A 24,483-nucleotide genomic window follows, 5' to 3' on the forward strand; every position below is an offset into this window, starting at 1 on the left:
TCCCATGAGCAGTCTCGCCGCGGCTCCGGCCGCCGTCTCGGCTCCCACCTTTGGATGGGACACCGTATTCGCCGTCTCTGTCGATCGCGTCAACCGCGCCATATCCCAGCGCAAGACGTCGCCGAAGTCGCTCACCTATGTGAGCGGCCATCCCAATGGCTTCCAGATGACGGCGGACTTCGGCGACTGGTCGGTCATTCCGGAAGGTGACGGGCCCATCGTGCGCATGGCGCTGCCGATGACCAATATCAGCGGCAGCTACAGGTTCAAGGGCCAGACCTATTTCTTCACCTGCGCCGATGCGCTGGGCGTGATCGAGATCAAGCTCAACCTGCTTCCGCATGACGGCAAGACCGTGCTGACCGATTCCAATGGAAAGCCCCTGCCCGCGCCCGCCACCGGAACGACCCGGCACACGCTGACGGCGCGGAGCGACAGCACCGACCCGAACGACCCGGTGGCGACCTTCGTCGCCATCGACTTCCGCAAGCCCCTGTCGCTCCCCGGCGCGAAGCTTGGCGTCGAGAGTGGTTTCCAGGACTGGTGCAACGCCAATCTCGGCGACTTCGCGCATGTCTTCGCCGTGATGGACCTGAACGACAAGATCGCCACCGGCAAGTGGGCCTTCTGCAAGCCGCACACGATGGACTACGCCATCGTCGACAGCGCCGACAATTCGAAGAGCTATCTCGGCCTGCTCTGCATGACCTCGAACGACACGGTGCCCGGAACTGCCCAGCTGAGCGACAACGCGGTGCCGGCGGGTTGCGAGAGCGGTTTCCTCATCAGTCCGCGCCGCTTGCTGGCAGACCTGCTGATCCCGTCGATGGCAGCGGTGTGGCCCAAGCTCAATACTGCAGACCTCGAGATCGCGTCGAACGACAGGATGCTCCAGCTCAAGCCAGCCAAGACCGTTGAACTCCCCGTGTTCCGGGACAGCAGCGGCGACAGCTACATGCCCGTGCTGACGATGTTCACGATCGAGATCATGGGCGACCAGATGAAGGTCGATACCCATGTCGAGACCGAAGTCTCTCCCGGCATCTACGGAACCTGCACGGCGACCTACTGGTACAGGCTGGGACTGGGCAAGACCTCGGCGGGAGAGCCCGCGCTCACCTGGTCCGAGGCGCAACCCGCACAAAAGCAGACCGGTTCGCGGAGCGACCCCGGCATCGCCATCCTCAAGGGCATCATGAGTGCCCTCGGCGCCATCCTCGCGCTGCTGGCGCTGGTTCTCGATCCGCCGATCGCGCTGATCGTCGGCGCCGTGGTTTGCGGCATCGCCATCGGGGAGTTCGAAATCAACAACATCCAGGAATCCGCCAAGGGCGATGCGCCGGGGCTCGACGACCTCACCGCGAACTTCACCGCGCCAGTCGTGTGGACCGATACGGCAGACTACGGACTGCAATCCGCGGGATTGAGCGGATCGCTGCAAATGGGCGGCGTGTGGAACACCTGACGTCATCGGCTTCTGGACAAATCAGGCGCGCAGGGCTTTCTTCCAGCCTGACAGCACCGTGATTTTCCGGAGACCAGAATGACCAAGACCGCCGACACCTTGTTTCGCCTTGATGGCCAGACGGCCCTCGTCACCGGAGGCGGCAGCGGAATTGGAAAATCCACGGCGTTGCTGCTGGCTGAGGCCGGCACCCACGTGATCGTGGCTGACCGTGATGCGGCTTCGGGAGAGGAGACAGCCGCGTGCATCCTGCGGCAAGGCGGTTCTGCGCGGGCCGTGCCAGTCGATGTCACCGATGAAGCCGCAATCGAAGGAATGTTCGACGATGTCATCGCGCAAGAGGGGAGTATCGATCACCTGATAAACAGTGCCGGGCTGGCCATCCGGCGGCCCGCCACCGAACATCTGATCTCCGACTGGGAACGGGTTGTCTCGGTCAACATGACCGGCGTGTTTCTCTGCGCACGGACCGCCGCGCGCCACATGATTGCAGCGAAGCGAAATGGTTCTATCATCAATGTCGCCTCGATCATGGGCCTGTCGGGCGGCGGGCTCTATCCCAACATTTCCTACCAGACCACCAAGGGTGCCGTCGTCAACATGACCCGGGCACTCGCGGTCGAGTGGGCGCCGCATGGCATCCGGGTGAATGCGGTGGCCCCGACCTATGTGCGAACACCCTTCATCGCGCCCCTCCTCGCGCAGCCTGAACTCGTTGCGAAGATCGAGGCGATGACGCCGCTCGGGCGCCTCGCCGATCCGGACGATGTCGCCGCCGCCATCCTGTTTCTCGCAAGCCGGGCCTCCGCCATGATCACAGGACACACGCTGCCCGTCGATGGCGGTTTCCTGGCACAGTAGACGGCATCGCAGGCGAACTGAATGGCGCCCGCGCCTCCCCCGCGTGGCAAGCAATCAAGGTTGCAAGACGATTTTGCTAGAGGATGAACCAGTTCGCCGCCGCAGCATCGGCCGTGGTCATGTAGATCACCATGTCGGCCTTTGAGTCGGTATCGACGTTGAACTCAAGTTGATAGCCGTTCGACGTCTTCACGAAGCGATATTGTCCCGCGGCCGAAAAGTCCGCGTTCCCGCCGATGAGTGACGTGAAGGCCTGATCACCCGCCACCGAAGTGTTGGCGTCGATGAGACTGACATCGATGCGGTCTCCCTCGGCACGGTTGAAGTCCATGATGCGATCCGGCCCCCGCACCAGCGTGCTGTCGGCGATCGACGTATAGACAAACCTGTCGGCACCCTCTCCGCCAAAGAGCGTATCGAAGCCGATGCCGCCTGTGAGGACATTGGCGGCATCGTTCCCCGCGATCGTGTTGTCCATGTTGTTGCCGGTCCCATTGATCGCAGCGGTTCCCGTCAACACCAGACGCTCGACGTTCCCGGCCAATGTCATGGTTGCGGAACTCTTCACGGTATCGATGCCGCTATCGCTGAGTTCGACGATCGTGTCCCCGCCATCGCTGATGTAGATATCGTCACCCCGGCCGCCGAGCAGCCGGTCCGAACCCGTCCCGCCATTGATGAGATTTGCCCGATCATTGCCAAAGATCGCGTTGTCGAGGGCATTGCCGATCGCCTGTGCCGCCATGCCGGTCAGGTAAAGCCGCTCGACATTGCTGGCGAGGCGATAGTCGATGCTCGCATAGACCGTGTCGGTACCCTGCGATGTCCGCTCGATCACCGCGTCCGAATCATTGTCGACGTAGAAGATATCGTCGCCGTCACCGCCGCTCATGGAATCGGCACCGATGCCACCGTCCAGAATGTCATCGCCCGCGCCGCCCGTGAGACTATCTGCGGCGGCCCCGGTGGACAGAACATCGTTGCCGTCACCGCCGTTGACCGTGTCGATGCCGTAATTCGTCTCGATCTCGTTGGCTGCGGCATTGCCGTTCACCTTCAGCCCTGTCTTGCCCAGATAGATCAGGTTCTCAAGCCCGTCAGCGAACCTGAAGGTGGTGAGATCGGCAAACACATAGGCGGTATCGATGCCGCCGCTCGCATCTGCAACTTCCTCGATCACATCCAGCGCGCTGTCGATCGTGTAGATGTCATTGCCGGTGCCGCCGATCATGGTGTCGCCACCGCGGCCGCCGGCCAGCATGTCGTCTCCGGCACCGCCTTCCAGCCGGTCGTCGCCATCGCCGCCGTCGAGGAAATTGCCGTTGCCATTGCCTGTGATGACGTTATCGAGCTTGTTGCCCGTTGCATCGAGGGCGGCGCCTTTCAGCGTGATCGAAACGGTGACCCGTCCCGCGTTCACATGCGAGGCCGCGCTCTCGACCATGTCGGCAACGCCAGCCAGAAAGGCCGACGGATCGAGTTCGCCGGTGGCGAAGTCATCCGCCAGCAATTCGTTGATCCAGAAGGCTACCTGCTCCACGCGCGCATTGCCGTTGCCGTCCTCGTTGAGGAAGGCGCCCATCTTGATAGGGAAAGCCGCGTGGAAGATTCCGTCCGCGATGGTGTCGATGGCGTTGCGGCCAAACAGCGAGGTCACGCTGCCGTCGTTCTGAACCAGATGGAAACCGGTTTCCTCGTCACCCTCGTCGTCACCGTGAGCCAGGAACCAGGCCTCCTCGTGACGAAGTCGGATGTACGACGAAATATCATACATGTCGGACGTCGTGATGTCGCCGTCGCTTGCGGTGTCCGTCGCGCGGATCGCTTCCACGATCAGGTTGGTCATGATGTTCGCCGCACGCGCCGCCAGCGCGAGGTCATCGTGATCGACACGCGCTGCAAGTCCCGGATCGCTGGCAATCACGCCGGCGATGTCATCAAGCCCGGTGCCGGTGGTGCCTTCAGGCAAGGCGTCAACGTCAGGCAGGCCATTGGAAGGCATGGGGCCCTTGTCGGCGAGCGCCTTGTCATAGTCCGCAATCGACTTGTAGAAGGAGTCCGCGCCGACCGTCTTGCCATCGATCTCGAAGCGCAGCCCTTCGCCGCCATAGTTCTCGAAATAGATCAGTTCGATCTTGTAGAGGCCGCCGCCGAACTCTGCTGCCTTGGCGGTCGGCTCGAAGCCGCGCCCGCCGCTCTCGCTGGAAAACGTCTGGCCGCCGATCTTGAGCAGGAAGCCGTCGTCGGACCGCACGGTCACCAGATGGTTCCCCGCCGGAATCCACACATAGCCCGAAAGCTTGATGCCGATGGTTTCCATGGTGGTATTGCCACCGCCGCTGGTCATCCGTCCGGAGCTGCCGATGAATTGCGAGAGCGATGCCGCGCCATCATTTTCCGTACCGAAGTCGATCCGTTTCGCGTCGAAGGTCTGGGAGGGCGCGGCCGTGGTCGCGATGTGCTTTGCCAAATCATTGATGCTGCTGAAGCTGGCATTCCGGTCATAGACCTCGCCCGTCAATCCGGTTCCAGCATAGGCCGCGGGTAGCTCACCACCGCGCGAAGCGTTGCCCGGTGTCAGGCCGGGCAAGCTGCCGGAGGTGTTGATCGCCTCGACTTCATGGCGGTCCAGCGCCTTGTCATAGACGGTGAAGTTGGAAATGGTTCCGTCGAAGTGATCCCACATCCAGGACGGGTTCGAGGCGCTGCGACCCCAGGTGCCCGCGCCGATGACCAGCGACTGGCTGTTGCCCGCGAGGTTCGCGGTGAACTCCGGCGCGGTATCGAGTTTCACGCCATCGAGATAGAGCTGGGCGCCTTCGGAGCCAAAGGTGAAGGCCATGTCATAGGCCTGGCCTGCCTCGATCCGGGTTTCACCAGATGACAGCGTGACCTCGCCGTTTCTGGATTGCAGCAGCACCTTGAGGCGGCCATCGGACACCCAGGCCGTGATGTGTCCGCCATCTCCGTAGCCCGAGCCATCCTTGGAGAACAGCACGTTGTAGTCGCCGTCATTGGGTGAATCTGCCACGAAGGTCAGGGCAAATGTGCCCTCTTTCAGCGCAAGGCCAGCGACATTCCCGACCTCGCGATACCCCGCGCGCGCTTCGACCGTCAGCGTTTCGGTGAGCTGGTAGGCAATGTCATCCGCCAGCGAGGCTGGATCGACCGGCGCATGGTTGCTGTCAAGATTTCCGGACGCGAGGTCTTCCTTCAGCAACAGGCTCAGCCACTCGGCGACCTGCCCTACGGAAGCGTTGGAATTGCCGTCCTCGTTGACGAAGTGGTCCCACTTGATCTCGAAGCCTGCATGATAAAGACCGTCCGCCACGGTGTTCGCGGCATTCTCGCCCCACAATTCGCGGGCCGCGCCATCGTTCTGGACCAGATGGAACCCCGTCTCGACGCCGTCCTCGTCATCGCCATGGAGAGCCGTCCACTCGGCCAGGTGATGCTCCCTGATATAGGTATTGATGTCCCGCACATCGACATCGCTGAGGCTTCCGTCATCGGCAACGCCGGTTCCGCGGATGGCATCGACAATGATCTGGTTCATGCCGTCGGCGGCCTTGAGGCCTGCGGTGATCTCGCTGGTGGCGATGCGGCCATTCAGCCCCTCGTCGCCGGCAATCGTCGCGATCAGGGAATCGAGGCCCGTGCCGGTTGTGCCACTCGCATAGGCCTCAACGGTATTGTTCGCGAGGTTGCCATTGGCGAGATCGTTCTTCAGCATGTCGGTCAGCCAGTAGGCTACCGACTGGACCGTGGCATTGGCATTTCCGTCTTCATTGAGGAAGCGGCCCCACTGGATGTCGAAGCCAGTGTGGTAGAGGCCGTCCGCGACCGTATCGATCAGGTTCTCGCCATAGTCACGCGTGGTGCTGCCATCGCCCTGGATCAGGTGAAAACCCGTCTCCACGCCATTTTCGTCATCACCATGGAAAGCCGTCCAGGCGGCGAGGTTGTGGGTCTGGATGTAGGAACTCACATCATAGATATCGGAGGTCGTGAGGGTTCCGTCATTGGCCACGCCTGTCGCACGGATGGCGTTGACGATGATGTTGTTCATGCCATCCGCGGCCTTGAGGCCATTGGTGATCTGGCTGGTGGCGATGCGGTTGTTGAGCCCCGCATCCTCCGCCATCGTGGAGATCAGACTGTCGAGGCCGGTGCCGGTGGTGCCATGCGCGTAGGCATCCACATTCGCATTGGCGAGGTTGCCGCTGGCGAGGTCCGACTTCAGGAACTCGGTCAGCCAGTAGGCCACCGTCTCGACCGAGGCATTGGAATTGCCGTCTTCGTTGAGGAAGCGGCCCCACTGGATCTCGAAGCCGGTGTGGTAGATGCCGTCGGCCACGGTATCGATGAGGTTCTGGCCGAACATGCGGGCCTGCGCGCCATCGCTCTGGACCAGGTGGAAGCCGGTCTCCACGCCATTCTCGTCATCGCCATGAAAGGCGGTCCAGGCACTCAGGTTCTTCGTGTGGATGTAGGCGCTGACATCGTAGACATCCGAGGTCGAGAGCGTACCGTCATTGGCAACGCCGGTTGCGCGGATGGCGTTGACGATCAGGGTGTTCATGCCATCAGCGGCCTTGGCGCCCGCCGAAATCTCGCTCCGGGCAAGGTTGTTGTTGAGGCCCGCATCGCTTGAAATCATCGACACCAGGGCGTCGAGACCCGTGCCTGTCGTTCCGGTCACAGCGGGCTTGATGGGTCTCGTTGCCATTGGGCGGCTCTCCTGTTGGTAGGCGTTGCCAAGTACTCCGCTCTTACAACTAGCGGTGTATGGGTTTCATCAAGGAACCCGAAAAGGGCTGACGAACCCTCAACGCAACTGACAGAATCACATTCAAATTTGTGACAGATTGCGGCCTTTCGTGGGCCGCTCATCGGCAATGGGGGTCCGGCCCGTTGCTGGCAACCATTTGCCGCCCATCGCCCCAGTGCGGGAAGGGCTGCGGGAAGGGATGTGATGGAAATTCCTTGCCCATTGGCCATGAGTGATGGCGGAACGGGCTTTCGCCATGTATTCCGCACTTGAGTTGACGGACGTTTCCGAATGAAATCTGATTCCCTTACGGCTCCGAACAACAAGAACTTTGAAGGAGGTCACGCCAGTTGCCGTTGATTCTGATCGCCATCCTGCCGTTTCTGGGTGCCTTGCTGCCGGGTCTGATGATCCGCGCCGGGCGCAATGCCTGTGCCTGGTCGGCGGCGGTGGTGACCCTTGGTGCGCTGGTCGGCCTCCTGGCCCACGCGCCAGCCGTCTTTGCGGGTGAGGTAGTCCAGTACCGCCTGGACTGGCTGCCGGTGTTGGGGCTCAACGCCAACTTCTTTCTGGATGGGCTTGGACTATTGTTCGCCGGGATGATCCTCGGGATCGGCCTGCTCATCATCGTCTATGCGCGGTTCTACCTGTCGCGCGAAGATCCGATGGGTCAATTCTTCACCTACCTGCTGCTGTTCCAGGGTGCGATGGTCGGCATCGTCCTGTCCGACAACGTGCTGTTGCTGCTGATCTTCTGGGAGTTGACATCGCTCTCCTCCTTCCTCCTCATCGGGTACTGGAAACACCTGCCGGAGGGTCGGCAGGGCGCGCGGATGGCACTCGCTGTCACCGGCATGGGGGGACTGGCGCTGATTGGCGGAATGCTGCTCCTCGGCGAGATGGCTGGGAGTTACGATCTCAGTGTCATCCTTCAGAACAAGGCCGCGATCCAGGCGAGCCCGCTCTATGTTCCCGCCCTGATCCTGATCCTTCTGGGGTGCTTCACGAAGTCGGCGCAGTTCCCGTTTCATTTCTGGCTGCCGCATGCCATGGCGGCGCCAACGCCGGTTTCAGCCTACCTGCATTCGGCCACGATGGTGAAGGCGGGCCTGTATCTCATGGCCCGGCTCTGGCCCGTGCTCTCGGGCACGCCGGAATGGTTCTACATCGTCGCAACCACGGGTCTCGTGACCATGCTGGCAGGCGCGCTGATCGCCCTGTTCAAGGATGACCTCAAGGCCCTTCTGGCATTTTCCACGGTCAGCCATCTTGGGCTGATCACCATGCTCCTCGGTTTCGGAACTCCTCTGGCTGCCGTCGTCGCGGTGTTCCACATCATGAATCATGCCACCTTCAAGGCGGCGCTGTTCCTGACGGTCGGCATCATCGACCATGAGGCACACACGCGCGATATCAAGCGGCTGGGGGGATTGCGTCATCTCATGCCCATCGTTTTCGTGATTGGCACGGTTGCAGCACTGTCCATGGCCGGCCTGCCACCACTCAACGGCTTTCTGTCCAAGGAAATGATGCTGGAGGAAGCGGCGCACACCGTCTGGGCGGGGACACCCTGGCTGGTGCCTGTGCTGGTAACTTTCAGCGCGCTGCTGTCTGCGGCCTACGCATTCCGTTTCGTGAGTGGTGTATTTCTGGGACCGGAGCGCCACGACTACCCGGCAACGCCGCATGATCCCGGGCCGGAACTCTGGCTGGCCCCTGCTCTCCTGGTCGTGATCGTCGTGGTGATCGGCATCATGCCTGCGGCAGTGGCCGGCGGGCTGCTTGAGGTTGCCTCGCGTGCCGTCACCGGGGGCATGCTGCCGGAGTATACGCTCAAGATCTGGCATGGCTTCAACCCGGCGCTGCTCATGTCTGCCATCGCCACTGCCGGAGGTCTCGTCGTGCTGTCCTTGCTTCGTCCGCTCGACCGGCTGAGGCTTGCCGTGCCAAGGCCAGACGCAAAGGCGATTTTCGACTGGACGATGACACGGCTCGTTGCCATGGCGAGAGGATTGACGGGCGGCCTGCACAATGGCGCGATGACGCGATACAGCGCGGTCTTCGCCCTGACGGTGGGCCTCGCCGGCGCGGCGGCATGGCTCAGTGGCACGCCCGGTGCTGCTACGCGCGGCCTGATGCCCCTCACGATTGTTCCCCTGATCGGCTGGCTGCTGGTGATGGTGGCGACAGCCGGCATCATCGTGCTGCACCACAACCGCCTCCTGGCGCTCATACTGATGGGGGTGAACGGCTTGATCGTGTCGATCGGATTTGCCTATTTCTCGGCGCCCGACCTGGCGCTGACCCAGGCCTCGGTCGAAGTCGTGACGATCATCCTGCTGCTGCTGGCTCTCAACTTCCTTCCGAAGTACACCCCGCGCGAAGGAAGCAGTGGAAGACACGTCCGCGACGCTGTCATCGCAATTGGTGCAGGTTTGGGCACTGGCCTGCTGACCATGGCGATCCAGATGACAGACTTCACGCAGGACAGCATTGCCGGTTATCATCTCGCGAATGCCAAGCCGGGCGGCGGCGGCACGAATGTGGTGAATGTCATTCTTGTCGACTTCCGTGGCTTCGATACATTCGGTGAAATCATCGTCCTCGGCATCGCTGCTCTTGTCATCTATGCCTTGATCGAGGTGGTGCTTGACGGGCCAGTGGGCAAGTGGCTCGCAAACCGTCCGCCAGACCCTGGCGAGGCCGGTGACAGCCATCCGCTCATCATGGTGGTTGCGACGCGCGTGATGATGCCGATCGCGCTCATAGTCGGCGTTTTCATCTTCCTGCGCGGGCACAATGAGCCAGGCGGCGGTTTCATCGCGGGGCTGATCGTGGCCATCGCGCTGGTCATGCAGTATATGGCCAGCGGTTTCGACTGGGCGGCGGCGCGGCAGCGGTTTCCTTATCATGGCATCGTAGCCATGGGGATATTCGCGGCTCTTGTCACGGGCGCCGGATCGTGGCTTGCGGGGCGGCCCTTCCTCACCAGCAGCTATGGCTACTTCAAGCTTCCGCTGATCGAGAAATTCGAACTGGCCACCGCAATGGCCTTCGACACCGGCGTTTTCCTCTGCGTCGTCGGGGCGGTAATGCTGGCGCTCGAAAGCCTGTCACGCCTGGCGCACCGGCCGGGCGAACGGCCCAGCCCCTATCCCATGGACGTCGACCCGTCGCGCGTGGCGGCCGAGGAGAAGGCATAAGATGGAGTACCTGTTCTCAAGCGCCGTGGGAGTGCTCACGGCTGGCGGCCTCTATCTTGTGCTGCGGCTGCGAACCTTCCCGGTGATACTCGGAATCTCGCTGCTGTCCTATGCGGTGAACCTGTTCCTGTTCGCTTCGGGCCGGCTGGTGCTGAACCAGCCGCCGCTGTGGCAGGACGCCGGCACCTCCTACACCGATCCGCTGCCACAGGCTCTCGTGCTGACAGCCATCGTCATCTCCTTCGGAATGACCGCCGTCGTGGTGATGCTGGCGCTCGGCTCGTATCTCTCTTCGCGAGACGACCGGATCGACATGGAGGGAGAGGTCACGAGCATCATGCGGGAGGACCCGGACACCGGCTTCGGAGACCGCGAGGTGCTAACCACTGATGCGGGCGAAGCCCGGTCATGAACCACTGGATCATCGCGCCCATTCTGCTGCCCCCGCTGGTCGGCGCCGTCATGATACTGGCGATGCGCTACCACATGGATCTGGCAAGGGTGTTCTCGGTTGCCAGCGTGGTGTGCCTTGTCGCCATTGCTGTCGGCCTCACATGGTCCGCGTCATCCGGAGACATCCAGGTCTATGCGCTTGGCAACTGGCCTGCGCCCTTCGGCATCGTGCTGGTGCTGGACCGGTTGTCGGCCCTGATGGTGGCACTGACCGCGATCCTGGCCCTTCCGGTGGTGCTCTATGCGATCGGTTCGGGCTGGGACCAGCGGGGCTGGCATTTCCACGCGCTTCTGCAATTCCAGCTCATGGGGCTTTTCGGAGCGTTTCTGACGGGCGACATCTTCAATCTCTTCGTGTTCTTCGAGGTTTTGCTGATTGCCTCGTACGGGCTGATGATTCACGGCGGAGGAAAGCGGCGGCTGCAAGCGGGTGTGCAATACGTCGTCTACAACCTTCTCGGATCGACGCTGTTCCTGTTTGCGCTGGGCACGCTCTATGCGGTTACGGGAACCCTCAACATGGCCGACCTGGCCGTGCGGGTGGCCGCCATCCCGGTTGCCGAGTCCAGCCTGATCAGGGTTGCGGCCGTGCTTCTGTTGCTGGTGTTCGCGGTCAAGGCGGCGCTCATGCCGCTACATTTCTGGTTGCCCGCCTCCTATGCCGAAGCGCCCGGCCCCGTTGCAGCGCTGTTTGCCATCATGACCAAGGTCGGTGCCTATGCCATCCTGCGCGTCTATACCTTGATCTTCGGTCCCGGCACGGCGGCGACCGAGGGATTGGTCGGGCCATGGCTCATTCCAGCCGCAATGGTGACACTGGTCATTGGCATGGTAGGAGTATTGGGTGCGCGGTCGCTTGGCCGCCTGGCGGCCTACGCCATCATCGGGTCCGTGGGAACATTGCTGATCGCGATCGGTCTCTTCACCCCGCAGGGCGCGGCAGCGGCGCTCTATTACCTGGTCCATTCCACTCTGATCGGCGCCGCGCTGTTTCTGGTGGTGGATCTGGTGCGCGCGCGCCGGGCGGGCGGTGATGACAGCCTGGTGCCGGCTCCGCTCATGGCGCAGAGTGGGCTGGTGGCGGCGTTGTTCTTCGCTTGCGCCATCGGCATGGCCGGCATGCCTCCGCTCTCGGGCTTCATCGGCAAGCTCATGGTGATGACAGCGGCACGCAGCAGTGAACTGGTCTGGGCGATCTGGGCGCTGATCCTCATCACGTCGCTGATCGCCATGATCGGATTTGCCCGTGCCGGCAGCGTGCTGTTCTGGAAGACGCTTCCTGCAACGCGCGCGCCGGGTGCCGTGCAAATCGCCGCTGCCTTGCCCATCGTGGCGGTCTGCGGCCTGCTGGCCTGCGTGGTGGCGATTACGGTCTTCGCCGGGCCGTTCAACGACTACCTGATTGCAACGGCAGCACAGATTTATCAGCCGGCGGACTATATCGGCGCCGTCCTCCCCAATGCCGCAGGAGAAGCCCAATGATCAACCGCATCGTGCCGCATCCATTGCTGACGCTGCTGCTGGTGACCGTGTGGCAGTTGCTGGTCAACACCATCACGCCGGGCAGCCTGCTGCTCGGATTGATCCTGGGGCTGACGATCCCGCTCATAACCGCTGCCTACTGGCCTGAACGGCCGCGTCTGAAGAACCCGCTCGTGGTCATCGAATATGTCCTGATCGTGCTGTGGGACATCTGCGTGGCCAACGTGGTGGTGGCCCGCATCATCCTTTTCCGCCGCAATGACGGCCTTCACAGCGCGTGGATCACGATACCGCTCGATCTGCGTTCGCCTGAAGCGATCACCGTGCTGGCGGGCACAATCACCATGACACCCGGCACCGTCTCGAGCGACCTTTCGGCGTGCGGGCGGGCGCTGCTGGTGCATTGCCTCGATGCACCCGACCCCGATGCCATCCGCGACGAAATCAAGTCCCGCTACGAACGCCGCCTCAAGGAGATATTCGAATGATAACCATGGCCCTGTATTTCGCCATTGGCTGTTTCACCCTTGGCCTGCTGATGAACATGTGGCGCGTGGTGAAGGCGCCCAGCGTGGGGGATCGGGTGCTGGCGCTCGATACCATGGTGATCAATGCCATCGCACTGGTCGTGCTCTATGGACTCTTCCATGGCACGGCGGTCTATTTCGAGATATCGCTGATCATTGCCATGGTGGGCTTCATATCGACCGTGGCCTACGCGCGTTTCGTTCTGCGCGGCAACATCATCGAGTGAGCGGACATGGAACTCTGGCATGAAATCACGGTGGCGCTGTTCCTGGTCGTGGCGGGTGTGTTCGGGCTCGTGGGGTCCTTCGGGCTTCTGAAACTGCCGAACGAGATGACCCGGCTTCACGCGCCGACCAAGGCCACCACACTGGGCGTGGGCGGCGTGCTGATCGCGTCGATGCTGCACCAGTGGCTGGGCAGCGAAGTGTTCTCGATGCATGAACTCATCATCACGCTGTTCCTGTTCCTGACGGCGCCGATCACCGCGCTTTTCATCGCCAAGATGCAATTGCACCAGAATGTGCCGAGAGAACAGATTCCGCCTACGGGCACTGGCGCACCCTGGGCCGGAGCCCCGGAACCCAATGATGGCACGGCCGTCAAGCCACGCTGAGACGCTCAGCCAGATCACGCCCGCAGCGTTGTCCGTCCAGATCGCCTTCGGGAGGAAATCGAATGCCTGTCCACTGAACCGGCGGCAGGCCGAGGTTCACTTCAACCGGGCAGCAAGAGCTGACGCCTCCACGTCCTTCAGTTGATCTTCAGTCTGGGTCGCATAGCGCCGCCAGTACGGTACTGCATCCTGGTGCCGTGCCAGTTGTATCTGGAACACAAACAGGCGATCGTGGCGGAAGGCCGCTTCCGATGTCGCGAGATAGAACTCCCACATCCTGCAGAAACGCTCATCATACAGAGCTGCCGCCTTGCCGCGGTTTTCCATGAAGCGTTCGCGCCAGGCACGCAGTGTCCAAGCATAGTGCAGCGGAAGGATCTCGATATCCTTCACCAGCAGGCCGGATTGCTCGATGGCCGGCAAAACCTCCGACAGTGCCGGAATGTAGCCACCCGGAAAGATGTACTTCTCGACAAAGGGCTGGTTGAAGAAGACTGGCTTGGTGCGGCCGATGGAATGCAGCAGCATGACGCCGTTTTCCCGTTCGAGCAGTGAGGCCGCCTTGGTGAAGAACGTCTTGAAGTTCTTGACCCCGACATGCTCGAACATGCCCACCGACACGATGCGGTCAAACCTTCCGTCGAGGTGCCGATAGTCCTTCAGCTGAAAATCGACTCGGTGATCCAGTTGCCGCTCGGATGCGCGCTGCCGGGCGATCTTGATCTGCTCCTCGGCCAGCGTGACGCCGGTGACTTTCGCTCCCGATACCTCGGCCAGGTACAGCGCCAACCCGCCCCAGCCTGAACCGATATCAAGTATGTTCAGGCCGGGCTGGAGCAAGAGCTTCGAGGCAACATGGCGCTTCTTGGCAAGCTGGGCCTCATCAAGGCTCTGGTCCGGCGTTTCGAAGTAGGCACAGGAATATTGCCGGTCTGCATCAAGAAAGAGTTCGAACAGTCCGGCATCGAGATCGTAGTGATGTGCAACATTGCGCTTGGCGCCGGCAGGATTGACGGCTCTGGAAATGCGCGCCTTCAATGTTCGCCAGAGGGCAACCAGCGCGACGTGCGGCGCATTGAGCCGGCGCAGTCCATTGCGCTTGAGCAGCGCGACGAGATCATAGATCGTCCCCTGCTCCACCATCAGCCGGCCGTCCATGAACAGCTCGCCGAGTTTCATGGCCGGATCAAGAACCAGCGCCATTTCTGCCGCCCTGTCGGAAAAGCGGATGTGGATCAGAGCCTCCGAGCGATCCCCGAATGTGCATCTCTGACCGGACGCGAAGGTCACATCCAGCGTTCCGGTGCGGACAAGATGTTGAAGTGACCTGGAAATGAGACGCTGCATGCCCACAGTAGAGATATCTTGTCATGAAAATGCAAGGGGAACGCGAGACAGTTCCCGTCACATGGGAAATGATGCCGAATGATCCTGGCGGGGTTCCGGATCGCCGGGGAGAGCGGCCTGCAGGACTTGCCGCTTCAGCGAGAGGATACATGTTCCTGAAAGAGAGCCTCTCCCAGAAAGCGGGAGAGGCAGGCTTTGCAAATCAGAGAGCGTACCTGTTCAGCCGCAATCCCAGAATTGGCCGCAATATGTAGGTGTGCATTGGTAGTTCCAGTAGCACCATGTTTGGCCTGGTTCCGTATAGTCCGCCGAGAGTTTGACACTCATGGCAACTTCCTTGCCGCCCTTGAGGTTGTTGATGCTGTCCATCAGGGTGCGAGGATTATAGAACTGAGGCTTGGCTCCATCCTTCACAGAAGCCGGATCGACCACGTTGACATTCAGTTCCGAGAGAATTCTCGCACCGACTGCCACAAACTGTGCATCGCCATCCTTTTGGCCCATGGCAATCAAACCCTTGGCAATTTCGACGCGCTTGCCCATTTCGGCGATTTCCACTGCGCTGAGTTTCCTGAGGTCAGCGCCATCATCCGCAACAGCGGCTGCGGGTATCAAAAACAAAGCAGCAGACAAAGCTAAGATAGAATATCTCATCATTACGTCGCCTTTCCAGTTGATCGAGAGCCCCAACAAAGCAAATGGTTCCATCGTGACGATGGACTGTCAACGCATTTGTTGCTGGTCACGATGGCGGCAGATGGATGGAACGCCGCGAACGATGGCAATGAAACCGATTACAGACGTCTGAGATTGCCAGCTCAGAACCTTCGATGTGCAACCAACCGGCTCCCCCTGACCCGGCGCTCATGTTTCAGGCAGAGCCAGATCAACAGATGAAGAGTCCCCTTGAAAAATCGGTAACGACCTCTGCGCCGGTGCCCGTAACGATCACCGTCTCCGAAATCACAACGACGAATTCGGGCGGAACATAAATGCCAGGCACGAGGTGAAACACCATGCCGGCTTCGAATGGCCGTGTTTCCCCCTCGACGATCGAGAAAAGGTTCCCCTCCCCCCAATCGGGCGCGTAGTTCACCCCAACGGAATAGCCGCTTCGGTGTCCAACCTCATAGCCATGGCTGGCAAAGTTCCGGACACTCTTGCGATGAACATCCTCCGCAATTGCGCCGGGTCTGATCTCCCTGATCAGCAATTCCAGCGAGTCCACGACCGCCTCTTCAAGCCGCCGCATCGCAGTGGGCGGCTCGCCAACTGAACCTGACCGGAATTGCGGCGCGACATACCGGTTGATAACACCCGGAATCTCGAAGACGACCGGATCGCCTTTCTGAAGAACATGGCCAGCCCAGGTCGCGTGGCCGAGGCTGGTTCGCGGACCGCTGACGATGAAGGGCGGCAGCCCGGGAAATTCGCTGCCACCTGACACGAGCGCATTCCACACGGCTCCGGCAATATGGTTCTCGTTCATGCCTTCCCGCGCCATGCCAACTGCTGTCTCCATCGCAGCCTTCGTCAGGCGCGCCGCCTTCCGGATGCAGCCCAATTCCTCAGGCGACTTGATGAGGCGCAAGGGTTCAACCAGTTGCGCCGGGACAAGGCGCTGTCCCAGCCGCCTGCGAAGGATGTCGAAGCGCCGGGCACTCACGAAGAAACTGTCGGCTTCGACGCCGATCCGCGCACCTGCGGCAGCCAAATCCTCGATCAGGTCCGCCAGCACCTCCATTGGCTCATCGGAATCACCATAGGAAACCACGCGACGCGAACACGAGCGCAGAAGCGTGTTGGTCGCATCGATCCGCCGCAGCACGTTGACAGGATCGTCTTCCAGGGTCACGACCGACGCCTGTACATAGTGATACGCGGGGCTGTCGTGCCCGGTGAGCCAGAAGATGTTTTCCGGGCTGAAGGCGACAAACACGTCGAGGTCCTGCTGGCGCATGCGATTGCGAAGCCTCGCAAGGCGGGCCGCGTATTCATCGCGGGAAAAGGGCAACGCGGCAATGAGAGGACCTGTCCCCTCCTCAATTGTCAGCTTCAAGCGTCAGCTCCGACCTGATGATGTTCTTGCCCCTGTGGTCGCACGCGCCCGGAACGCGGCAGCAAGCCTTGGCAGATCGGTGTGGTGCGCGGCACTCATGCCATGCCGAGTGCCCGCTTGCGGCTTGTGGCCCATGCACCGATCAGGCGGTCTGCGATGATGCCAATGAAGGCGATACCCAGCCCGGCGATCAGCCCGCGCCCCGTATCGGCACCCGGAAGGGCCTTGTAGATTTCCTGCCCGAGGTCGCGTGATCCGATGAGCGCGGTGATCGCCACCATTGCAAGCGCCATCATGATGACCTGGTTGATGCCGAGCAGGATTTCGGGGAAGGCAATCGGCAACTCCACCTTGCGCAGGCGCTGCCCGCTCGTCGTGCCGGATGCGATCGCCGCTTCCACAGTCGCCACCGGAACGCGTGTAAGGCCCAAATATGTGTAGCGCACGGCAGGCACGCTCGCATAGGCCAGCATGGCAATCACGTTGGAAAGGTCGCTGGTCTGAAACAGCATGATCACGGGGATGAGGTAGATAAAGCTCGGGAAGGTTTGAAGCGTGTCGCAGACGGCGTTGATGACACGCGCCGCGCGCGGACTGCGTGCCGCCAAGATGCCGAAGGGGACGCCGATCATCACGCAGAGTATGGTTGCGCTGGTGACCAGATAGACGGTCAGCATGAGCGGCACCCAGAAGCCCGCGAGCATGATGATGCCGATCAGGCAGACTGGAAGAACTGCCAGCCGCCAGCCGCCGAAGCGATAGCCGGTGGCGGCGAGCGCGCCCAGGACCACCGGCCAGGGAATCCACAGACAGAAGTCGCGCAACGGGAGCAGAGCCCAGATGGTGATGGCGTCGCGGACCGGCTTGATGATGCCAAACAGGTTCTTCGAGGTCCAGCGGACGGCGTCGTTGATGGGGCCGCCGTAGGAGAGGTAGAATTCCTTGGGGTAAATGGCGAAGACGGGCACGGCGAAGGCGAGGACGAAGCTGAACGCGAGCAGAATGGCAAGTGCCATGAGATGACGATGCCGCGAAAGCCTTGAGAGCCTGGCAGATGCGTGCTGCGGGCTCTTGCGCATGACGGCCTGCGTGATGCGGTCGAGCACGATGGCGATCAGCGTGATCGCCACGCCCTGCTCCACCGCCTTGCCGATCTGCAATTGCTGAAGCGAGAAGAGCAGCTTCTGACCGAGGCCCGAGGCACCGACCAGCGAGGCGATGACCACCATGGCGAGCGTCTGCATGACGACCTGGTTGAGGCCGAGCAGCAACGTCTTTTCCGCGGCCGGAATTTCAACCTTCCACAGAAGCTGGCGCGGTGTGCAGCCCGCCATGCGGCCCGCCTCGATGATGTCCTGCGGGACGGTGCGGATGCCGAGCATCGTGCAGCGCGCCATGGGCGGCAGAGCAAAGCCGAAGGTGGCCAGCATGGCCGGTACCTGACCGAAGCCGAAGAGGATGACGGTTGGGCCAAGATAGGCCATGTGCGGCGTGGCCTGCATCACGTCGAAGATTGCGTTGAGCACGCGCTCTGCAGTCGTGTTGCGCGTGGCCCAGATGCCGAGCGCCAGCCCTAGTATTGCTGCCAGCGGCACGGTGACCATAACGATGGCGAGAGTCTGCATGGCATCCGGCCACAGGCCGAACACGGCGAGATAGAAGGCCGCGGCGCCGCAGAAGATGGCGAGCCTGGTGCCACCGGCCCAGTGGGCAAGGATGGCCGTGGCGCCGACAATCGAAACCCATGGCAGCGGATGCAAATTGAGCGCCGGGATGCCACGGTAAAGCAGCGCTTCCGCAAACCACAGAGGCCATGACAAGAGCCATGCAATGATGCGCGTGATCGGTTTGGCCGTGGCGGCGAACCAGGCAAAGCTATCGGTGACCCAGGCGCGAAGCGGAATGACCCAGGTGTCGGGCCAACGCGCGAGCGGCGGGTAGAGCCATGCCGCGGCAACTCCCGTGACGACGATCAGGAGCAGGATAGATCCCAGTCCAAGGCGCGGCAGTGCGGTGGAACGCGGCAAGGTGCCCGCTCCGGCGCTGCTCATGCACGTCCCTCCGGATAGAGCGCGCGGATCATGGTCTCACGGTCGATGGCGCCGATGGACCGGCCCTGATCGTCGGTGACGGCGATCGGCTTGTCGGAGGAGAGAACGATCGCTGCCGCATCGCCGATCTTGGCGGAGGCAAGGATGTTCACCCCATTGAGCGGCACGGGCACCGGCGAGGCGACGGCGCCGACGGTGATGACCCGGTCCCGCGGCGCATTGCGGGTAAATTCACGCACATAGTCATCGGCCGGCGAGGACACCATCACCTCGGGCGTAGCGAGTTGCACCAGCTTGCCGTCCTTCATGATGCCGATGCGGTCGCCAAGGCGGATCGCTTCCTCAAAATCATGTGTGATGAAGACAATCGTCTTCTTCAAAACCTTCTGCAGCCGGAGAAACTCATCCTGCATCTCGCGGCGGATCAGCGGGTCGAGCGCCGAGAATGGCTCATCCAGAAACCAGATATCCGGGCCGACAGCGAGAGAACGGGCGATGCCCACCCGCTGTTGCTGGCCGCCCGACAGTTCACGCGGGAAATAATTCTCGCGGCCTTCAAGGCCGACAAGCTTGACCATTTCGTGGGCACGCCTTTCACGCTCCTCACGCGATGCGCCGCGAACCTCCAGTGGAAACGCCACATTGGAGAGTACTGTGCGATGCGGCAGCAGGCCGAAGTGCTGGAACACCATGCCCATCTTGTGGCGGCGAAGTTCGATAAGTTCAGCCTGGCTCGCCTTCATCAGGTCCTGGCCATCGAGCAGCACTTCGCCGGACGTGGGATCATTGAGCCTTGTGATGGCACGGATCAGCGTTGACTTGCCGGACCCCGACAAACCCATGACGATGAGAATCTCGCCGGGATAGACATCAAAGGAGACGCCGCAGACTGCACCGATATGGCGGCTTCCCGCGAAATCCGCTGTTTGTGGCGCATGACCGTGGCGGGCCAGGAATCCATCTGGATCGGGGCCAAATATTTTCCAGAGATTCCGGCAGGAGATTTTCGGCTGCGGCGTGGTCATGCGATGTCGCTTTCCAGCAATGCAAAAGTTGGCGGATGCGGAGTGTATTTGCCCGCATCCGCCGAACGGTAGATGTAGAAGCTGCTTACTGCAACCAGGCCTTCACCGAATCGGGATTGGTCTCGATCCACTTCTTCGCGGCATCTTCCGGCGTCATGCCGTCGACATCGACCATGGCCGCTGCAGCTGCGATCTGCGGATTGCTGAAGTTCACCTTCTTCAGTATCTCGGTCGCCATGGGCCACTTCTCTCCGAGTTGCTTCGAGCCTGCCTTCTTGAGATAGCCCTTGGCCGGAGCGCCGCAGTCATAGATGGCGTCGGGGTTCGAGCCCCACTTCGGATCGGTGAAGCAGCCTGGCTCATAGGTCGGGAACTCGACGAACTGGCCTTCAAACTTCGCCTCGATGAAATTGGGCGTCCAGTTGAAGAGAACCACCGGTTCCTTGCGGTCATAGGCGGCTTGGAGTTCGGCCCAGAGTGTCGCGGCCTGGCCAACAGGAACTTCCTGGAAGTCCATCTTGAGAGCCTGAATGCGCTCGGAGTAGTGCTTGCCCCAGTCCGCCGGCGGGCCAACGAAACGGCCCTTGGTTCCGGTTTCTGCAGTGGCGAGCTTCGCCGCGCAGGCATTGAGCGCCTTCCAGTCGGGAAGACCGGGGCACATCTCGTTCATGTAGGATGGGTACCACCAATCCTCGCGCGTCACGGCTTCGTGCGCGCCGAGATCGAGCGCACCCGCTGCAACAGCCTTGTCAAAGGATTCGGCCTGCGAGCCTTCCCAGACCTCCACCTGGAAGTCCATGTCGCCCGCTGCGAGTGCCGTGTACTGCAGCTGCGTGTCAGACGACTTGTACTCGATGTTGTAGCCCTTGGACTGCAGGACCTGTCCCACCACGTTCGAAAGCACCAGCTGGCTGGTCCAGTTGTTGGTGATGATCTTGATCGGATCAGTCGCGTCCTCTGCCAGCGCTCCTGCTGTCGCGAACATGCCAAACACGCCCGCCAGCGCAATTGCCTTGAAAGCCTTCATCTGTCTTCCTCCGTTTGTGCTGCGGTACTGCTGTCGCTCACAGGTCCGCATGCGCTTTTAAATTGTGAGCCTGTCCGAAAGATAACGGCGCGCTGTGAAGCCGTTGCGCAAGATTGGTGAAAGGTATGGCGCAGTTTGTGAAAAATTGTTAAAATTATCCAACATGAAAACCGCGCCAGCCCATATCGTGATCGTCGAGGACGATCCCGCCACCCGCGCCAAGCTCGCCGCCTATTTCAAGGCCGAAGGCTACAAGGTGAGCGAAGCCGAGGATGGCGACATGATGCGTGACATCCTCGCGTCGGAGCCGGCGGATCTGCTTCTCATCGACATCCAGTTGCCGGGTGAGGATGGCCTCAAGCTCACGCGCGAACAGCGCGAGCGCTCGGAGGTCGGGATCATCCTCGTGACGGGCCGCAGTGACACGGTCGACCGCATCGTGGGACTGGAGATCGGCGCCGACGACTACGTTACAAAGCCATTCGAGCAGCGCGAGTTGCTGGCGCGGGTCAAGAACCTGCTGCGGCGCGTACGGGCGGGCACGTCGGCTGTGCGGCCTGCCGAGGAGCGCCGCAAGTTCATGGGCTGGACGCTCGACCCCGGCAACCGCACATTGAGCAATGCGGAAGGCGATTATACCGATCTGACGCGGGCGGAATTCAAGGCGCTGGCCCTGCTCACCGCCAACCCCGGCAAGGTCCTGTCGCGGGACCGGTTGCTGCACGAGATCGCGCATCGCGACTGGGACCCCTCCGACCGCACGGTGGATGTGGTGATCCGTCGTCTCCGGCAAAAGCTCATGGACGATTCGCGGCATCCCCGCCTGATCGTCACCTCTCACGGCGAAGGCTACCTCTTCGCTGTGCCGCCGGCCAAGGCCTAGGCCACGTCATTCTCGTCTGCCGCAAGCAACTCGCGCGTTTCGGCCATGGCGCTTGCGCAATGGTCTTCCGCTTCCCGAAGAAGGCGGGCGCAAGCCGGAGAGTCTGCAAAGCGTGCCGCATCCTCAAGGGCGGAGAGCGTTTCCTGCAGGCGGGTAAAACCGGCTGCCGAAGCCGTGCTGACGCCTGAATGAGCAGCGCGTGCGAGGCCCGACATGTCGGCGTCATTCAGCGTCTGGCGCATCTGTTCAAACCGCAGCGGCATGGTCTTCTCGACAATGCCGAAGATGCGGCGCATCTCGTCCATGCCAAGCTGCTCCACATCCTTCATCAGTGACACGCGGTCGACGCTTGGCCTGTATGCACCGGAGACCGCTGAAATAGCCTGTGACAGGGCTTCGGGCGACAGCGGCTTTGCCACATAGGCGTCCATGCCGGACGCGAGATAGCGGTCGACCTCCTCGCGGAACACATGCGCCGACATGGCGATGACCGGAAGTCGAGGCCGTGATGACGACTGCCGCAATCGCCGGGCGGTGGTGATGCCGTCCATGTCCGGAAGGCTGATGTCCATCAGCACAATGTCAGGCGCGAAGGCGGCGCATGCTGCGAAGGCCGCATGGCCATCCTTTACCGTGGCGACGCTGTGGCCAAGCTGCCCGAGAAAGTGGGCCGCGACCTGGCGTGTGGCCTCATCGTCCTCGACCACCAGAATACGAAGCGGAGCGGACGTGCTGCTGGCGCCCCGCTCACCGGCCACGCGGGCGGGTGCATCGGTTCTGGAAAGTGTCAGCGTCAATGTGAATGTGCTGCCCTTGCCCGGCACGGATTTGACGTCAAGCCTGCCATTCAACGCCTCGGCGATCCCGCGAGAGATGGCGAGGCCTAGTCCAGTTCCACCATAGCGGCGCGTGACCGAAATATCGGACTGGGTGAAAGGGTCGAAGACCTGTTCCAGTTGATCTGGCGCGATGCCGATCCCGGTATCCTTCACCGAGATTGCAATTGTCTGAACCGTGTCGTCTGAGACGAGTACCTCTGCGCCAACGCGAACTTCGCCGCCAGGCGTGAACTTGATGGCGTTGCTGACGAGATTGAACACGATCTGGCGGATCTTGCCGGCGTCACCCATGAGCCACGGCGCCAGCTTTTCGTCGATCTCCACTTCGAGCCTGAGACCATTCTCGGCGGCGGCAGGGCGCATCAGGTCGATCACGCCCATCAGCGCATCAGACAACCGGAAAGGTTCGGCATTCGGTTCAACCTTGCCCGACTCGATCTTCGAATAGTCGAGGATGCTGTTCAGGATACCCAGCAGGGCCTCGCCCGCGCCTGATGCCGTGGCGAGGTGGCGATGCTGCTCGGCATCGAGCCTGCCGTCCCGAAGGATTCGCAACATGCCGAGCATTCCGGTCATCGGCGTGCGGATCTCATGGCTCATCGTGGCGAGGAAGGCCGACTTCGCAAGACTGGCAAGCTCAGCCTTGCGCCGGGCCTCGGCATGGCTCTCCACTTCATGCTGAAGCTTCAGGGTCTGCTCGTTGACAAGCTCGCGCAATTCCTCGCGGTGGCGGCGCAGTTCCTCGTTGGTCTGCTCGCGCTCCGCTTCCAGCTCGCGGCGCCTCAGCGATTCGTCGCGGAAGGCCGACACGGATTCAGCCAGCGCCTTCAGTTCATGCGTACCGCCCTCGCTCACCTGCACCGACAGATCGCCACGGATGAGGCGCTGCATGGCGGCGGCAAGTTCGCCCAGCCGCCGCACCACGCCGCGCTCGACATAGAGCCAGACGATAAGGCCGGAGATGGCGACGGCAATGATGGACGACAGCAGCAGCACATAGAGCCCCGCCGCCACCGCGCGGTCCGCCTGCGCCGATGTCTCCAGCGCAAACAGCCTCGCCTTCTCCATCACGTTTCGCGCCACGCCGTTGAGTGCCGAGGCAAGGCCACCGTTGCGCTGCGACACGCCCGCCAGTTCCTCCGCAATGGCAAGCAGGCGTTCGCGGTCGCCGAACAGCGAGGAATTGATCGGCACCTCGCCCGCTGCCGCCTGAAGCGCCGCGAGCTGGATGCCGGCTTGCTCGCGGCGAATGGGATCATCGATGCTTGCCACGCGGCGGCGGACCACTCGCAGATGGCTTTCAAACTCGGATGTGATGGCTGCCACTTCCGTGCGGTCGATCGCGCGCGTCAGTCGATTGGTAAGAAGTGCGATCTGTGAGGAGCGCAAACGCAACTCCCACATGCGGTCGAGCAGGAAGATGTCCTGCTCGATGAGCCGGTCAAGGGCATCGAAGGCGTCGGCGTGGCGGAGGGGACTGTCGATCAATCCATAGAGACTGGCGATGACCGCGGAAGCGCCTGCAGACGCATTCGAGACAAGCGTTTCGGAAAGATCGACGATCGACGTGGCGGCGGCCAAGGTCCGGTCGGCCCGGATGGCGTAGCGCGCTTCGATCTCAAGGCGTTCCTTCACCAGCCTGTTCTGTTCCCCGAGGTTGACGAAGAGCGCGTCTGCACTGCCGGAGAGCTGGATGAGAGAGGCATTGTCGAGACGCGACAACCCCGCATCCGCCAGGGCACGGCGCATCTCGGCTGACAGCGATCCGAGTTCGATGTCACGCAAGGCCCGCGACGCCTCGTCAGGCGATGCCGCGAGGCTCTGGCCGGCCGCGAGAATGCGGGCACTCACATCGACGATGCGCTGGGCGGCGGCA

The 24,483-nt window shown here is 61.8% G+C and carries 17 protein-coding genes; 9 read left to right on the top strand and 8 right to left on the bottom strand.

The genetic code is table 11. The features are described 5' to 3' along the window. Window positions 1-4: 4 nt before the first annotated feature. Complete coding sequence (locus ACEW8Q_RS14645; protein ID WP_373504790.1) at window positions 5-1,465, top strand: TULIP family P47-like protein; 1,461 nt, start codon at window positions 5-7, stop codon at window positions 1,463-1,465. Between the two features lie 78 nt (window positions 1,466-1,543). Further along, on the top strand, window positions 1,544-2,326 hold the full coding sequence (locus tag ACEW8Q_RS14650; RefSeq protein ID WP_373504791.1) for an SDR family NAD(P)-dependent oxidoreductase: 783 nt from the start codon (window positions 1,544-1,546) through the stop codon (window positions 2,324-2,326). A 76-nt stretch (window positions 2,327-2,402) separates the two neighbouring features. On the opposite strand, the gene ACEW8Q_RS14655 is transcribed toward ACEW8Q_RS14650, so the two are convergent. Beyond that, a complete protein-coding gene (locus ACEW8Q_RS14655; protein ID WP_373504792.1) occupies window positions 2,403-7,055 on the bottom strand; it encodes a LamG-like jellyroll fold domain-containing protein in 4,653 nt (1,550 codons plus the stop codon). A gap of 392 nt (window positions 7,056-7,447) precedes the next feature. Here ACEW8Q_RS14655 and ACEW8Q_RS14660 point away from each other — a divergent pair, with 392 nt between their 5' ends. Genes ACEW8Q_RS14660 through ACEW8Q_RS14685 form a run of 6 tightly spaced genes read left to right on the top strand, consistent with a single transcriptional unit; the run spans window position 7,448 to window position 13,376 of the window. Continuing rightward, window positions 7,448-10,300: a monovalent cation/H+ antiporter subunit A gene (locus ACEW8Q_RS14660; RefSeq protein ID WP_373504793.1), complete on the top strand. Its 2,853-nt coding sequence runs from the start codon at window positions 7,448-7,450 to the stop codon at window positions 10,298-10,300. Between the two features lies 1 nt (window position 10,301). Beyond that, entirely contained in the window at window positions 10,302-10,712 is a 411-nt protein-coding gene (locus tag ACEW8Q_RS14665; protein WP_373504794.1) for a Na+/H+ antiporter subunit C, read from the top strand. Continuing rightward, on the top strand, window positions 10,709-12,235 hold the full coding sequence (locus ACEW8Q_RS14670; protein ID WP_373504795.1) for a monovalent cation/H+ antiporter subunit D: 1,527 nt from the start codon (window positions 10,709-10,711) through the stop codon (window positions 12,233-12,235). The genes ACEW8Q_RS14665 and ACEW8Q_RS14670 overlap by 4 nt, the downstream gene beginning before the upstream one ends. After that, entirely contained in the window at window positions 12,232-12,723 is a 492-nt protein-coding gene (locus ACEW8Q_RS14675) for a Na+/H+ antiporter subunit E (RefSeq protein ID WP_373504796.1), read from the top strand. The genes ACEW8Q_RS14670 and ACEW8Q_RS14675 overlap by 4 nt, the downstream gene beginning before the upstream one ends. Continuing rightward, window positions 12,720-12,989: a K+/H+ antiporter subunit F gene (locus ACEW8Q_RS14680; protein ID WP_373504797.1), complete on the top strand. Its 270-nt coding sequence runs from the start codon at window positions 12,720-12,722 to the stop codon at window positions 12,987-12,989. The genes ACEW8Q_RS14675 and ACEW8Q_RS14680 overlap by 4 nt, the downstream gene beginning before the upstream one ends. A 6-nt stretch (window positions 12,990-12,995) precedes the next feature. Further along, window positions 12,996-13,376, top strand: coding sequence for a Na+/H+ antiporter subunit G (locus ACEW8Q_RS14685; RefSeq protein ID WP_373504798.1), 381 nt, complete (start codon window positions 12,996-12,998; stop codon window positions 13,374-13,376). Between the two features lie 96 nt (window positions 13,377-13,472). Here the strand turns inward: ACEW8Q_RS14685 and ACEW8Q_RS14690 are convergent, their stop codons facing one another. The 6 genes from ACEW8Q_RS14690 to ACEW8Q_RS14715 form a co-directional block, all read right to left on the bottom strand. After that, complete coding sequence (locus ACEW8Q_RS14690) at window positions 13,473-14,723, bottom strand: class I SAM-dependent methyltransferase (RefSeq protein WP_373504799.1); 1,251 nt, start codon at window positions 14,721-14,723, stop codon at window positions 13,473-13,475. A 219-nt stretch (window positions 14,724-14,942) separates the two neighbouring features. Further along, window positions 14,943-15,380 (bottom strand): hypothetical protein, encoded by a 438-nt coding sequence (locus ACEW8Q_RS14695; RefSeq protein WP_373504800.1) that lies wholly within the window; start codon window positions 15,378-15,380, stop codon window positions 14,943-14,945. A 229-nt stretch (window positions 15,381-15,609) separates the two neighbouring features. After that, on the bottom strand, window positions 15,610-16,782 hold the full coding sequence (locus tag ACEW8Q_RS14700) for a M24 family metallopeptidase (protein WP_373504801.1): 1,173 nt from the start codon (window positions 16,780-16,782) through the stop codon (window positions 15,610-15,612). Between the two features lie 95 nt (window positions 16,783-16,877). Then, entirely contained in the window at window positions 16,878-18,833 is a 1,956-nt protein-coding gene (locus ACEW8Q_RS14705; protein WP_373504802.1) for an ABC transporter permease, read from the bottom strand. Then, complete coding sequence (locus ACEW8Q_RS14710) at window positions 18,830-19,858, bottom strand: glycine betaine/L-proline ABC transporter ATP-binding protein (RefSeq protein WP_373504803.1); 1,029 nt, start codon at window positions 19,856-19,858, stop codon at window positions 18,830-18,832. Before ACEW8Q_RS14710 ends, ACEW8Q_RS14705 begins: the two co-directional genes overlap by 4 nt. Before the next feature lie 85 nt (window positions 19,859-19,943). Further along, entirely contained in the window at window positions 19,944-20,885 is a 942-nt protein-coding gene (locus ACEW8Q_RS14715) for an ABC transporter substrate-binding protein (protein ID WP_373504804.1), read from the bottom strand. 163 nt (window positions 20,886-21,048) lie between these two features. Here ACEW8Q_RS14715 and torR point away from each other — a divergent pair, with 163 nt between their 5' ends. After that, window positions 21,049-21,768, top strand: coding sequence for a two-component system response regulator TorR (gene torR / locus ACEW8Q_RS14720; RefSeq protein WP_373504805.1), 720 nt, complete (start codon window positions 21,049-21,051; stop codon window positions 21,766-21,768). Here the strand turns inward: torR and ACEW8Q_RS14725 are convergent. After that, window positions 21,765-24,483, bottom strand: a 2,719-nt coding sequence (locus tag ACEW8Q_RS14725; protein ID WP_373504806.1) for an ATP-binding protein, incomplete at its 5' end; no start/stop codon positions are given. The two genes, torR and ACEW8Q_RS14725, sit on opposite strands and share 4 nt — an antisense overlap.

This window comes from Aestuariivirga sp., from assembly GCF_041738905.1.
In the GTDB taxonomy this organism is placed as follows: domain Bacteria; phylum Pseudomonadota; class Alphaproteobacteria; order Rhizobiales; family Aestuariivirgaceae; genus Aestuariivirga.